The sequence below is a fragment of the Romboutsia sp. MSSM.1001216sp_RTP31141st1_G3_RTP31141_220114 genome, from assembly GCF_039031195.1.
Lineage (GTDB): Bacteria > Bacillota > Clostridia > Peptostreptococcales > Peptostreptococcaceae > Romboutsia_C > Romboutsia_C hominis.
Window position 1 is genome coordinate 535,689 of sequence record NZ_JBCIUO010000001.1, and the last position, 14,471, is coordinate 550,159.

Below are 14,471 nucleotides of genomic sequence, written 5' to 3' on the forward strand. Positions count from 1 at the left end.
AGAGCTTCTTAATATTTTCTTAATATTTAAAAATTACTATTATGCTAGTATTTATATTAATAAACAAATCAAATTTTGAAAGGAGATAACTTATAATTATGTCGAGTCTTTATCCATTTATTTGTGTAATATTACCTTGTTTAATATACCAAATATTTGCTATAAAACAGGGAGATTTAAAAGAAAAAACATATCTAGTACCACATTTAATATGGGTATATATTTTCTTAATTTATATTTATTTAGCAATTAGTGTAGCAGGGATTGGTAGTGTATGGGATATAGGTCAATATAGTGGAATTATTAGATTAGAAGAAATAAATTTAATTTTATTTAACTCAAATGGTATTTTGACTTATATTTTAAATATTATTATGTTTATGCCTTTAGGATTTTTACTTCCTTTGATTTGGGAGAGATTTAGAAATCCTATTAGAGTATTTCTAACTGGAGTAGGCTTTTCATTAGCAATTGAGATTTGTCAACTATTCAACCATAGAGCTACAGATATTGATGATTTAGTAATGAATTCTTTAGGTGCTGTTTTGGGGTATTTTATATGGATATTTGTAAGCAATTTATTTAATAGCATAAATAAAGAAATTGCTTTTATATCTAAAAGTGAAGATACTATGGATACATATAAAACCACTATGTCAATATCTAAAAATGAGGCTATCATATATCTTATATTATCTGTTTTAGGAGAATTTTTCTTGTACAATTGGTATATTTTCCCTAACTAAGCTATTATATATTAAAAAGATAACTTTTGTATTGTATAATATCAATAAATCAGATGGTTATATGTTAAATAATTTAGATACTAATTTATTGGGGAAAAGATTGGGGGATTATATTTGATAATAACAACTTTAGTTGAGAATACTACAATATCAAAAGAATATAAGAAAAAACATGGATTGTGCTTACATATTAAAACTAGAGAACATAGTATTTTGTTTGATGTAGGTCCAGATGATACATTTATAAAAACGCTAGAAAGCTAAACATTGATATTTCTGATGTTGATATAGTTATTATTTCTCACGGGCTATACTTCAATAATGAAGTTTGCAAAATATTATGTAGGGCTAGATGCTAAAATTAAGAATAATCATAGAATTGTTTTAATTGATGGTAATTATAAATTAGATGATAGTATATGTTTATTTTCAAATGTTAAAGGAAATAATTTAATTCCAAATTCAAATAAATCACTACTAAAAAAAGAAGAAGATAGATATGTTCAAGATAATTTTAATCATGAGCAAAATCTTATTTTAAAAGAAAACAATAAATATACACTTATTGCAGATTGTTCTCATCGTGGTATAACTAATATTATAGAAACAGCAGAGAAGATAATTGGTAACAATTTAGATATGACTATTGCTGGATTTCACTTGTTCAATCCTGTATCAATGAAAAGTGAGAGATTTGAATTTATTGAGTTAATGAGCGAGAAACTATCAAATAAAAATATGGATTTTTATACTTACCACTGTACAGGTATAAAGCCATTTAATATATTAAAACAACGCCTTAAAAATCAAATTAAATATTTATCAACAGGTCAAGAAATTGAAATCTAATTAGTAATTGTAATGGGATAGGTATTTTTATTAAATGTATGCATACTATATATATAGTTAAAAATGGTTTAAATACATTTAGAGATGAATTAATAAAATTAAGTTTGACATTTCTTTATTCTGAGAGGCTTTACAAGGGTTGAAGATATTAGATTTTTTTAAAACTATTACCTAAATACAAAATTAAGTAATAGTTGAAATTTGCATTCTTAAATTTTATCATTTTTATTATTTATAAAATACTTATAAAACAATGAGCTAAATCCTCCTATTCTAGAAGTTATAATAGAATCAATAAGTTCAATCATTGGCATAATAACCATTCCTTTTAATTTTTAAATTTTTATAATAATTTGGGAAATGTTTTCCAAAAAAGACTATTTTTCTACAATATTTTCTGATAATATATTAATTATACAGTTAATATTTCTTAAAAAGGATGTGTTGAGAAATGAAAAAAATATTAATTCCTATTGATGGAACAGAAAGAAGCCAAAAATCTTTAGATTTTGTATCAAATAATTTTTCTAAAGATGAAGTTGAAATAGTATTGATAACTGTTAGTGATATTAGCTTAACTAATATTACAAATCCAATGATTATAGACATGAAGATAGAAAAATCTCAAAAAGAAGCAGGTATTATGTTAGAAAAGTTTAAGAATAAATTGCAAGGATATAAAGTAGAAAAATATTGGATATTGGGAGATCCAGGCAAAGAAATTATATCAAAATCAATAGATGGTAAATTTGATGAAATAATAATGACCAAATCTACTAAAAAGAACTTTATTGATTCTATAGGTTCTGTAACTTTATATGTGGTAAAAAAATCTAAATGTACAGTTACTATAGTACCTGAATAGTAAGAGGATTAAATTTTAAAGATTATATAATTAAAGAAAATATATAATAAATGCAAATAATATAGATAAAAATAAATCAAAAGTAGTATAATAATTAATAAATAAAATTTCATAAAAAAGAAAAAAGAGCGTATTTACTAAAATGTAGCAATTTCAATAGATACACTCTTTTTTTACTATTTTTGAGAATTTAAATTTAGAAACTTGTTATAAACTTTATGTATGAAGAATTATTATATATATCTTTAGAGTTTTTATAAATAAAGTAAGTGAACAAAAGCTTACTACTAAAATTCCAAGAGTTAAAGCTATATATTATCTAACTTATAATTAGATATTCTATTTTAGAGGCTTAGAATACACTTCTTTTAAATAATTAAGTCTATTAAGCATTTTATTTAAGTTTTTATCAACACTTTCATGTGTTTCTTTTCCTTCATAACCTAATTCTTTATTTACATCAAATTCATCATCTACTGCATCAGCATCAACTTTAATTGTTGCAGACATAACCTTCCATTTTCCATTTATTTTGGAAAGATATACTACATAATCATTTCCTGCTCCAGCATCATATATTTCTCCAGTATCTTCATCTTCATATGAACAATTTTCAAGCATATAAACATTAACTTTTACACAATCACCAGACCTCACAAAAACTTTATAGTCAAATTCAAAATTTTGTGAAAGAACTTTTGTGTAATTTCTTTTATAATTAGTAGATTTTGCTGTATTTCTTGCTATTAGATATTTTTTAAAATTTTCATTGCCAACTGTTGAAAAATCATTCTTTCCGCCACTATAGTTGTAATCATCTTTGATGAACGTTTCTAATACTTCTTTTATAGAATCTTTTTCAAATATAGTGTGCATATATATATATATACTAAAAACAAGAATAATTGATAACCCTAGTAAAAAAGCAAATAATTTGTTTTTAGTTTTTATCATGTGATAACCTCCCAATATATAATCGAATAAAGTAGATATTAACACCAATCCTATTATCCAGTATATACACCTACTATCGTATATTTATCTTTTCTTATTTTCTTAACTTCTACAATTTGATATTTTTCTTTTATCCAGTTATCTTCATATTCAACACCATTGCCTGTAATAAATACAGTTGAGTATCCGTCAATACTTTGAACTTCATAGTGTATTCCAACCAAAAATGTATCATTTCCTTGGGTATCTGTTAATTCAGAACTAATTATATTATAGTCATTAAGTATATTTATAGTTTCACCTTCATCATTTACATAATTCTCATAACTATCTTTTAGATATTTCTCAAATAATAATTCCCCTATCTCTGTTTTATTAGCCGTAGATGTTTTAATTATAGGAGAATTATTTTTTACATCTTGTTCATTTTTACTACATCCTATTATTAATACAGAACCAAATATAATACAGCATAATATTATAATATACTTTTTCATATAACTTACCCCCACTCCTTTAAAACAGATGTTTTCGTTGCTGTTATAAAAAAATACTATTCAATAAAACCTGTATAAAAATTTATAAATAAACATATTCTGGAGATTAAATATCTCTTTTAAACTCTAGATATCTACTCCCTTGAAATTTCAAAGTCCCTACATCTCCTTCAACAATCATACCAAATTCTTTTCCTGAAACACTAAACTCCATTCTATCAGTACTTTCAAACTCAAATGTAATATAATAGTTTGTAGATGAACCTCCGTTATGATGTACTCCATTTGAGTCAACATGTCCAGCGTGTCTTATAACTTCACTTCTTTTAGAAACAACTTTACTTTTTACATCTAATATAGGTTGTTTATTATTGTAAGACCATTGATTAACACCTTTAATAGTATTAATTAGAATTGTACCTAAAATAATAAAAAAGATTATAAAAAACATGACATTAAATAAGTCAAAAGTTGGATCAAAAAAATACATATCCATAATAGATACCCCTCATTTCGTATATATTTTAAAAATGTAATTTATGCTAATTTTAAACTATAGATTCATTTATGTGGTAACAAAAGAGATACATTTTTGATTATTCTTAAAAAATACATCCTAAAGAAATATAGTAAAAAAGCCCTTAAAATCTAAATAAATAGATTCTAAGGGCTTTAACTTTATGTAAAATCTATAAATATATTTATTTGATAAATCTTAAATGAGCATTCATAGTATCAGTATATTCTAAATTAATTATATTTTTATTTAAAAATTTCTTTAATATTAGAAAAAAGTCCCTAAATATTTAAAAAAAATTGTATTATATATCGAAAGATAATTTAGGAGGTGAAAATATGAGTAATATTGACATGTTATCTGTATCAAGAAAAGAAGTAAAGTTTTTAGTTTCTCTTATAGATAGAATTTACTTGTTAAATTATTTAAGTAAAGTATTAACTCCAGATAAATATGGTGATTATAATGGCTATAAAACAAGAAGTGTATATTTTGATAGTATTGATAATGAAGATTTTACACAAAAGTTAGTAAAAACTGAAAAAAGAAAGCGTGTAAGACTAAGAATATACAACACTACGGATACTTTTGCTAAGTTTGAAATTAAGCGAAAACATTTAGACAGAGAATTAAAAGAAAGTATAACAATTTCTAAAGAAGATGCAATAAAGTTAATAAATGGAGATTATTCTGTACTATTAAAATATAATAATAATCCTCTTTCACATTATGCATTTAATCTAATGAAAACTCATAATTATAGACCAGTTTCTATGGTTGAGTATGATAGGAGAGCATTCACACATGAAAGCTTTAATACAAGAATAACTCTTGATAACAATTTAAGGTATACAAACTTTAATTATAATTTATTTGATGAAGATATAAACTTCAAACAAGCTATGCCTAAGGATCAAACTATTCTTGAAGTTAAATATGATAGATTCTTGTTTTATCAGATACAAGAAATTTTATCAAAATGTAATTTTATTGGGAAGCCTCCAAGCAAGTATGGAACATCAAGACAATTATTAAATAGATATTATTATTAGACAGGAGATGATATTATGAATCAAATTTTAAAAGGAAATATAGATATAAACTCAATAATTCAAAATGCACAAACACCAAAATTTATTATACAAAGTATTATCATGACTATTGTTTTTTCTGCAATAATTTATTATACATATAAGCTTTCATATGATACGCTAAATTATAACAAGAAATTTAATATAACACTTGTTATGATAGCTTTTCTAAGTACTGTTCTTATGGATTTAATTCAAAGTAATTTAGCCATATCTCTAGGAATGCTAGGGTCATTATCAATAGTAAGATTTAGAACAAATATAAAAGATTATAGAGATATAGGATTTATTTTTTGGAGTATGTCAGTAGGTCTTGCATCAGCCACACAAAATCTTTTTTTATGTCTAATAAGCTCTTGTTTAATAGCTTTATTTATGATTATTACGGGAAAAGAAAGCAAGTGTGGAAATAAATTATTGCTAGTAATAAGAGGTAAAGAAGTTAATTTAAATACAATTCAAGAGATACTTGATAAATATAAAATTAAAAATAATATAAAAGCCAAAAATATATTAAGTGATTCCTTTGAACTAGTTTACGAGATAAAGGTATCAAATAATCAAGATAATTTATTGATAGATGACTTACTAAAGTTTGAAAAAATAGATAGTGTAAATGTATTAGCACCAAGTACAGAAGTTATATAAAGAACAAAAGCAGATAGTTTATTAAAATATCTGCTTTTACTTATTGGATGATATACAAATTAATAAATTAAATCAAGAAACTTCTATTAGTAATGTAATGGGACATTATCAAAATTCATTTTATCAATAACAAAAAGTATATAGTTAATTAAATAGAAAGTTATTTATTATATAAAACTAGCAAATATATTTTAAGAATCAGGATGGGAATAAAAATTATGTCAAAAGAGGTATTTCAAAATGGTGATATAAATGAGATCGTTGAAGAAAATATCGGATTTATAATAAATACAATTTCAAAAGTTACAGGTAAATATGTTTCAATTGAAAATGACGATGAATTTAGCATAGGCCTTATGGCTTTTGTTGAAGCATTAGATAAATATAATCAAGAAAAAGGTCCATTTTTAACATTTGCAAAGATAGTAATTGAAAGCAGAATAAAAAATTATTTAGCAAAAGAGAAAAAAAAGGTTGATGTTGTATCAATAGATTTATATAAGGAGATAGGAATAGACATAAATAATATCTTATATAATCCAATTGAAGATAAAACAGAACTTATAAATGAAATACAACAATTTAAAGAAGAACTTAATTTATTTAAATTAACAATGGAAGATTTAATAAAAGAAGCACCAAAGCATCGTGATACAAGGGAAAATGCTATTAATGTATCAAAGAAAGCAAGTAAAGACCTTGAGGTTACTGATTTTATGTATGAAAAAAAGAGACTTCCAATAAAAAAAATCTCTTTAAAATATATGGTTACAGAAAAAGTGATAAAGAGAAGTAAAAAGTTTATAATTTCACTTATAATAATTTTCTTTAAAAAATATAGAAATCTAATGTTATGGATAGGGAAATAGAGGTGACTAAGCTTATGTATTACAAAGGTATCGTTATGGAATTAAATAAAGACCATGCAATAGTTATGATAAATAGTGGGGATATGTTAAAAATAAAAATTAAAAAGGGGCTATTGATTGGGGATGCAATTATATTTACTGAAGAAGATATAATTAAAGAAAGCAAAGTTATAGAATTTAAAAATAAAAAATGGATAAAGCCATTGGCATTAGTTGCATCAATTTTCTTTATAATTATATTTAACTTTTCAGGTAAAGACAAAGAGCCTATATCTAATCCATATGCATTAGTAACATTAGATATAAATCCAAGTATAGGGCTTGAAGTTGATGAGAATAAAATAGTAGTTAATGCAAAAGGTTTAAATAAAGATGGAAAGAAAATGAATATGAAAGATTTAAATGGGAAAAGTCTTGATGAAGCAACTAAGATTATTAGATCCTATGTACAAAGTAATAAAGATATAAAGAATAAAGATTCAATGATAGTAGGATTTGCATTTTTAGAAAATACAAACAATAAAGTATTTGAAAAAAGTATCCAAAATATAATAAGAAAGAACTTTAGTGGAGTTGAAATAGTTTATATGTATGGTTCATCACAAGATAGAGAAATGGCAATTGAAAAAGGGATAAGCCTTGGAAGATATAAAGCAGATGAGATAATAAATGAAGATTTATTAGAAGATACTATAGAAAATATGTCTGTTGATGAGCTTATAAATCTACTAAAAAATAAATCTACTCCAGTTTATTTAAATAAAGAAATAAAAGATGAACTTGAAGATAGATATGAAGACAATAAAGATAATGACGATAGTGATCGTGATTATAATGACAGCAACAAAGATAATGACGATAGTGATCGTGATTATAATGACAGTAACAAATATGACGATGATAAAGATCGTGATTATAATGACAATAACAAAGATGATGAAAAAGATCGTGATTATAATGATAATAACGAAGATGATGACGATAAAGATCTTAAATATAAAGATAATAACAAAGACGATGATAAAGATCATAATTATAATGATAATGATGAATAAAAAATATAGACTTATAATTAAAAAACAATAAATGTAAAAATATGGTACAATTTACAAATAAATTTAATTTCAATTAGTATCTAAAACACATTTAAAGTAAATATATCTAGGAAAAATGCCCTTGAAATCCATTTATTTGGGTTCTAAGGGCTTTAACTTTATTTTATAAATACCTAATTACAGTGTATATTTTAAATTGATATACTTAATGTTACTTTTTAGAATTTTTTCCAACTGGAATACTATCATTATTTATAGGGTTATCAAATGATGGTGGAGTAATATTTATTTTAGTATCATGGTTAGGCCCAGGAGTAGATAAGTCAAAATATAACTTAGAATCTTCTGTAACCCCAAAGTCTTTATTTGAGCCTGTACCTTTAACTTTATTTAATGCATCTCTAAATAAAGCATTATGTGCTTCCTCTCTATTAAGTAAGAAATCAATAGTTTCTCTAACGTATTTATCTTCAATTTGTCTATATAAGTATTCATATACAACTTTTGCTCTTTGCTCTGATGCTATATTAGATAATAAATCTGCAACTAAATCACCTGTTACAGTTACATAATTTGCACTCCATGGTGCTCCTGATGAATTTATTAATACAGGTGATAATCCAGTTAATACATGTGTCTCTATCTCTCCTGAATCAACAGCCTTATAATCTACATCATGTCCGTTAAGTAAGTTTATAGTTTGAGCTACCATTTCCATATGACTAAGTTCTTCTGCAGCTATATCTAAAAATAAATCTTTTATAACAGGATCTTTTATTCTAAAACTTTGTGCCATATATTGCATAGCTGCTTTAAGCTCTCCATTACCTCCACCTAATTGTTCTTGCATTAAAACTGCATATTGAGGGTTTGGTTTTTCTACTTTTACTTCTCTTAATAACTTTTTATCATGCTTAAACATTTAAATATGTACCTCCATTTGATCTTTGGTTAAAAATATATTTTCCAAATTAATGGAAATTATTCTTATTTGAATAAATAATGTGTTAATTTTAACTTTATGTAAAGTAGATAATTAATTTCTAAAGTAAAATTTAAGATATATTTAGAATTATTATATGGATTGTAAATTATTTTTCAAAGATATATTATTAAAGTAATACAAATTAATGGGGGGTTCGATGGATAAATACAATAAATTATTTAAGTTGACAAGGGCATTAACATACCTATTTATACTTTCCGTACTTGTATTGATTTTTAATGGATTTATTATAGGAGAGGGAGAAATAGTACAGTATAGTATAAGTTTTTTTGTCATAAGTTTTATTTCATGCTTAGTCATAGGAGGAATTTCATTAATAATAAAAATCATATATTTAAATTCAATGGATAGAAAAAGAAGATTAATTAATGCTTTAAAAGATTTTTTATGTTCATTTATAGTATTATTTATTTTAGAGTTTATTCTGAAAAGTTCAAGTATAAATTTAGGTAGTATTTTTAGTATAAGTTTTGGAAGCTCGGTAGGAGTAAATTTTGGAGATTTAATATTCTTTAAGCGTAAAATTTAACTAGTCACTAAGAAGTTTTTATATATAGTAAAAACTTATAGAAAATAATCAGTATAATCAATTCTAGGGAATTTTTATATTAATTAAGGGACAAACATTTACACACTCATAAATAACTTGTTTTTGTTATATTTTACTAGACTTCTAAAAATCTAAGTTCGATGAACAGGGTAATCCATTCCCTATACTGCATATGAAATTAAAATTATATTATAACTAAATAAATATAAATAGAGTAATAATATTATTACTCTATTTTTCATTCAAAAAACATATGATTTAATGAAAATATTCAATTATTTGGTAATTGGAAAATAATTGAATATTTAGTATAATATAATAAAGTTTGCAAACGTTATATTACGGGAATTAGAACTTTATTATATTATTAAGTAAATATAAATTTGAATTGGAGAATAATATGAAACCAAAATCTAAATACAATATAAAAAAGGAATTTAATATATGTTATTTTGCATTAGTTTGTTTTTGTTTCATTTTAACTATCATTAGGTGGATTAATAGTTTTAATAGTGATATTGTATTTATTAATAACACTATTACTTCACATATATCAAATTTTTCTTTAAGTATGCTTTTTTACTTGGCTTATGGTTATATTATGGTCTTATTTGATATTAAATTTCAATATGTAATTGTATTAGGTATAAGTTTGATTTTAGGAAATTTTGTATATGAATTATTTTTAAGCATTATAAACACGAAAGATATTGTTGATGCTATATACGGGTTAGCAGGATCTTTATTATCATTTATATACTTAGTGTTAATGAAGAAATATGGGTTGATTTTAAATGAACAAGAAGATAAATAATATACCAATCTATCACTTGGATTTATGAACAATTTTAATATATTACGAATTATTATTTTTAAATATAAAAAGGCTAGAAATTGATGTATTTTCAATGTTTCTAGCCTTTTTACTTACTATCTATCACGAAGTTATCTAACAGAGCTATTTTTAAAATTTATCATGAAAACACCTGTTTTAGTGTACATATACAAAATACTAATTATGTAAAGCTATCGGAAGATGAAATAAATACTGTTCTTACCGATAATCAAGAGAAGTTGAATCTTACTAATAAACAGACGCAACGTTGGCATAAAAAATGTATGTGTCTTGTAGAATTTGAAAAACAAAGTAAGATGGATGACTGGTTAATAATAGATAAAATTGAAGATGTATTGGTTGGAACAAGTATCCCATACAATTATGATAAATTAAGATTCTAAGAGTATTTTTCTAGATATCTTTAAATGTTTTTTAAGATTAGTTAAAATTAAATTTAATAATAATTTAAGCTTAGTTTAAGTTTAGTTTAATTATTATGATATATTATAATAATTAAAAAAACTAGATTTCTAGAAAGGATCTGATTAAAATATCACAATTAATTGCAATAATTACCGCTATTTTAAGCTTATTGAATTACTCATTTTGGACAAACAATAATCTTGATTCTTTATTTAAATTATTTAGTGTAAGTGCACAAGGATTATTAGTAATACTTACAATTTTTGCTATGATATCTTATTCTGGAAAAAAGCTTACATTCAATTATAGAAATTGTCCTTATAAAGTATTCACTATAAGATATTCAATATTATTAATTTCATTATTAGGAAATTTATCTATATTCATTGTCTTATTCCTAAACTTTATAGGAAAAATAAATGCTTTGTAATTTAATTATAATATAACTATTTACTAAATTTCACTTTAGAGATTAGTTACGTATTTTGTATAAAGTTAATGACATTAGGACACATTTAAGTGGAATTAAACAGGGTATATATAATAAAACTTTACAACAAGTATACACGGTCCTTTAATAATAAAAATTGATTAAGGAATAGGTGATAAAAGAAATACTTACGTATATAAGCAAAATTAAAATAGATAGTTTTTTATAAGGAAGAGTGCTTGATCTAGAGCAATTGAATGTCTCGACAGAGTACATAACAACTTAAAGGGAAAATAAATAATAGAAATTTTTCTGTTTTGAATGGATAATCTTGGGCATAAAAAATATTAAATAAAAGATTATAATAAATGACAGGAGATGAGTTAAATGTGTACGCATGTTCACATTTCAAGCAACAAAAATAACTTTTATTGGGGAAGAACTTTAGATACTTCTTTTAATCCATTTGATATTGGTTCAAAAGTAACTATTGTTCCTAAAAATTTTACTTTAGATACACAAAGTAAACCATGGAAAACAAAATATGCTTTTTTAGGTATAAATTTATCAGGATCTACTTTATTTTTTGATGGAGTAAATGAAAAAGGACTTGCTGGAGGACTTTTATTTTTAAAGGCATGTACATGGGATAAAAAAGACAACATAGAAAATGAAGGTCTTACAGCTATTAATAGTGGTGAAATAATTCCTTGGATTTTAAGCAACTTTGAAAATGTTAGTGATATAAAGAAAAATATATCAAAAGTTGCAGTTACTGGTGATGATATTCCTTCATTAGGAGAGTTAGGTAAGGGTAACCCTATTACTGCTCATTATACTTTTACAGACAAAATGGGTAATTCAGTCGTATTAGAACCAACAAATAATGGACGTTTTAGAGTTTTTGATAATAATGTAGGCGTAATGGCTAATGATCCAACATTCGATTGGCATATGACTAATTTAGCAAATTATATTCAAGTACAAGGATTTAATAGACAACAAAATCATTTAAACAATAAAACAGCAATTACGCCAATTTCAAATGGTACAGGTCTACTTGGATTACCAGGAGATTATACTTCACCATCAAGATTTGTACGTGCAGTATATTTAAGAAATCTTATAGGAGAAGTTAGTGATGAAGAAGCACCTGCTCAATTATTTAGTATTTTAAATTCTGTTTGGGTTCCAAAGGGAGTTATGCGTTTCTTTGAAGATAAAGATGATTCAGATTTTTCAAGTTATATGTGTGCATATGATCAAAATTTAGGTAAATTATATTTACGTGTTTTTAATCATATAGATACAATGGAATTCTCTTTAGAAAATGTCAGAGAAAATGAGCTAGTAACTTATTCAGTTAACTAGAAATTAAGGAAAATAATTTTTATAAAAAGTATTAAAAAACATTAACATATAGATATCATATGGTTTTAGTGTATATAGTAATAACAAGCAAAAAATACATAAGATATTGTTATATACGTTAAAACCAACTAAAAAAGAGTATGTTTGCTGAAATATATTAATTTCAGCAAACATACTCTTTTTTAGTTATACCTATTATTTAAGTTTATATTTTAATCAAAGTTTATAGCCATTAAAAATTACAAATGAATTTTCATCTAAGAATATATATACTTTATTTAAAGAATGAATTACTTGTTGTTTACGGTAAATATCGTAAATAAGATTAAGTTATGATGATGTCGATGTTACTAAGTATATGGCCAAAATAACGGTTAATGATAGTGAGCATGTTAAGATTTGGTTGGATTATAATGATAAATATAAAAAGAAGGTACTAAAGTTTATAAATTCAAAGTAAATATATAAAAACATTCTTTTACTTGTATTAAGGTTAATTAGGTGGATTGTATGAGGAAAATAATAAAATTAATTGTAATAATTTTTTTATTAGGTCTATTAATTGGATGTAGCAGTAATGATAAATTAAAAGAATTAACTAAATAAGAAAAAGTACAGGATTTTGATTATTATATAAATACAATGAAAGAAAATTACGGCAACTTCGATGTATTTTATAATAAATACAATACAGAATACTTAGATTTATATGATGTTTTTAAAGAAGAAGTAGAAAACAGTAATAGCAATGAAGAATTTTATAACATAATGAACACTTTAATAAATTTACTTGGAGATGGTCATACCAATCTAATACCACCAGATAGCATAGATTGGTATATAAATTTATATAAAGGAAGCTATCAAGGTAATGTTTTAAATGATAAAGATTTAATAGATAAAAATAAAAAATGGAAAAACTACATAGGTGAAAATAATAATTTACAAAGTTTAAATAAAAAAATTAATGAAAAGATTTCTAAAAATTATAAGGGTAATATAGAAACAAAGATAATTGATGATGAGATAGCGTATATTAAAATTAATAGTTTTGGAGAATTTACTAATGAAGATATTAATAAAATAAATGAGTTATATAAAGAGATTAATAATTATAAGGACTATATTATAGATATAAGAGGTAATGGAGGTGGTAATAGTAAATTATGGATTGACCATATAGTAAGTCCTATAGTAAACAATACATATGAAAGCACAACATATGCACTTCATAAAGATGGAAAAATAACAAAAGAATATTATGAAGCAAGAGGAAATGATTTAAAGGATATAAATAAATTTCCTAACAAGGATATGTTAAAAAAAGTGAGAAATATAGAAGATTTTAAATATTACACTGAATATAAATTAAAATTTTCTAATGAAAGTATATTTGATGGTATAAAAAATAAAGAAGGTTATAATGGAAATATATATTTATTGGTAGATAAAAGAGTATTTTCAGCAGCTGAAGGATTGGCTATATTTTGTAAAGATAGTGGCTGGGCAAAAGTTGTAGGAAATGAAAATAGCGGTGGGGACGGCGTAGGTATTGACCCTATAGTATTTAAATTACCAAATAGTGGTTTAGCCGTTAGAAGTACAGCAGAGAAAGGTTTAAATGCAGATGGAAGCAGTAATTTAGAAAATGGAACATCATTAGATTTATATATGAATTCCTTAGATGATTTAATCGATTATATAAAAAATGATAATTAATAGTTGTAATACGTTCAGCAAATCTAGGTACAGAGAATTAATA

At 24.0% G+C, this 14,471-nt stretch carries 17 protein-coding genes; 13 read left to right on the forward strand and 4 right to left on the reverse strand.

The features are described 5' to 3' along the window. The first annotated feature begins 98 nt into the window (after nt 1-98). The 4 genes from ABCP60_RS02780 to ABCP60_RS02795 all read left to right on the forward strand — a co-directional run bounded on the left by ABCP60_RS02780 (nt 99) and on the right by ABCP60_RS02795 (nt 2,460). The gene (locus ABCP60_RS02780) at nt 99-746 is read left to right on the forward strand and encodes a VanZ family protein (protein ID WP_207733510.1); all 648 of its coding nucleotides are present in this window, start codon (nt 99-101) and stop codon (nt 744-746) included. Nucleotides 747-860: 114 nt separating this feature from the next. Further along, nucleotides 861-1,010 (forward strand): hypothetical protein, encoded by a 150-nt coding sequence (locus ABCP60_RS02785; RefSeq protein WP_243239967.1) that lies wholly within the window; start codon nt 861-863, stop codon nt 1,008-1,010. 57 nt (nt 1,011-1,067) lie between these two features. Then, nucleotides 1,068-1,595 carry an MBL fold metallo-hydrolase gene (locus tag ABCP60_RS02790; RefSeq protein ID WP_343101193.1) on the forward strand — a complete coding sequence of 176 codons (528 nt, stop codon included), beginning with the start codon at nt 1,068-1,070 and terminating at the stop codon, nt 1,593-1,595. Between the two features lie 451 nt (nt 1,596-2,046). Continuing rightward, a complete protein-coding gene (locus tag ABCP60_RS02795) occupies nt 2,047-2,460 on the forward strand; it encodes a universal stress protein (protein WP_195237047.1) in 414 nt (137 codons plus the stop codon). A gap of 339 nt (nt 2,461-2,799) precedes the next feature. Here ABCP60_RS02795 and ABCP60_RS02800 read toward each other — a convergent pair whose 3' ends face one another. The 3 genes from ABCP60_RS02800 to ABCP60_RS02810 form a co-directional block, all read right to left on the reverse strand. After that, on the reverse strand, nt 2,800-3,414 hold the full coding sequence (locus ABCP60_RS02800) for a hypothetical protein (protein WP_092926379.1): 615 nt from the start codon (nt 3,412-3,414) through the stop codon (nt 2,800-2,802). Nucleotides 3,415-3,467: 53 nt separating this feature from the next. Further along, on the reverse strand, nt 3,468-3,911 hold the full coding sequence (locus ABCP60_RS02805; RefSeq protein WP_195581006.1) for a hypothetical protein: 444 nt from the start codon (nt 3,909-3,911) through the stop codon (nt 3,468-3,470). 106 nt (nt 3,912-4,017) lie between these two features. Then, nucleotides 4,018-4,407 carry a DUF2500 domain-containing protein gene (locus tag ABCP60_RS02810; RefSeq protein ID WP_330615387.1) on the reverse strand — a complete coding sequence of 130 codons (390 nt, stop codon included), beginning with the start codon at nt 4,405-4,407 and terminating at the stop codon, nt 4,018-4,020. Nucleotides 4,408-4,766: 359 nt separating this feature from the next. Between ABCP60_RS02810 and ABCP60_RS02815 the strand changes: the two genes are divergently transcribed. From ABCP60_RS02815 to ABCP60_RS02830, 4 genes are all read left to right on the forward strand, one after another. Further along, nucleotides 4,767-5,480: a polyphosphate polymerase domain-containing protein gene (locus tag ABCP60_RS02815; protein WP_240275970.1), complete on the forward strand. Its 714-nt coding sequence runs from the start codon at nt 4,767-4,769 to the stop codon at nt 5,478-5,480. Nucleotides 5,481-5,495: 15 nt separating this feature from the next. Further along, nucleotides 5,496-6,167 carry a DUF4956 domain-containing protein gene (locus ABCP60_RS02820; protein ID WP_195581007.1) on the forward strand — a complete coding sequence of 224 codons (672 nt, stop codon included), beginning with the start codon at nt 5,496-5,498 and terminating at the stop codon, nt 6,165-6,167. 218 nt (nt 6,168-6,385) lie between these two features. After that, on the forward strand, nt 6,386-7,036 hold the full coding sequence (locus ABCP60_RS02825; protein WP_343101194.1) for a sigma factor: 651 nt from the start codon (nt 6,386-6,388) through the stop codon (nt 7,034-7,036). A 14-nt stretch (nt 7,037-7,050) separates the two neighbouring features. Beyond that, a complete protein-coding gene (locus ABCP60_RS02830; protein ID WP_343101195.1) occupies nt 7,051-8,091 on the forward strand; it encodes an anti-sigma factor domain-containing protein in 1,041 nt (346 codons plus the stop codon). Nucleotides 8,092-8,302: 211 nt separating this feature from the next. On the opposite strand, the gene ABCP60_RS02835 is transcribed toward ABCP60_RS02830, so the two are convergent. Continuing rightward, on the reverse strand, nt 8,303-9,013 hold the full coding sequence (locus ABCP60_RS02835; RefSeq protein ID WP_166505194.1) for a manganese catalase family protein: 711 nt from the start codon (nt 9,011-9,013) through the stop codon (nt 8,303-8,305). Between the two features lie 220 nt (nt 9,014-9,233). Between ABCP60_RS02835 and ABCP60_RS02840 the strand changes: the two genes are divergently transcribed. The 5 genes from ABCP60_RS02840 to ABCP60_RS02860 all read left to right on the forward strand — a co-directional run bounded on the left by ABCP60_RS02840 (nt 9,234) and on the right by ABCP60_RS02860 (nt 14,428). Further along, a complete protein-coding gene (locus tag ABCP60_RS02840) occupies nt 9,234-9,626 on the forward strand; it encodes a hypothetical protein (protein WP_343101196.1) in 393 nt (130 codons plus the stop codon). Between the two features lie 622 nt (nt 9,627-10,248). Further along, nucleotides 10,249-10,461 carry a hypothetical protein gene (locus ABCP60_RS02845; protein ID WP_240275965.1) on the forward strand — a complete coding sequence of 71 codons (213 nt, stop codon included), beginning with the start codon at nt 10,249-10,251 and terminating at the stop codon, nt 10,459-10,461. Nucleotides 10,462-10,721: 260 nt separating this feature from the next. Further along, a complete protein-coding gene (locus ABCP60_RS02850) occupies nt 10,722-10,886 on the forward strand; it encodes a hypothetical protein (protein WP_330615155.1) in 165 nt (54 codons plus the stop codon). A gap of 839 nt (nt 10,887-11,725) precedes the next feature. After that, a complete protein-coding gene (locus tag ABCP60_RS02855) occupies nt 11,726-12,709 on the forward strand; it encodes a linear amide C-N hydrolase (RefSeq protein ID WP_343101197.1) in 984 nt (327 codons plus the stop codon). 642 nt (nt 12,710-13,351) lie between these two features. Continuing rightward, nucleotides 13,352-14,428, forward strand: a complete 1,077-nt coding sequence (locus tag ABCP60_RS02860) for a S41 family peptidase (RefSeq protein ID WP_343101198.1) — start codon at nt 13,352-13,354, stop codon at nt 14,426-14,428. Nucleotides 14,429-14,471 lie beyond the last annotated feature (43 nt).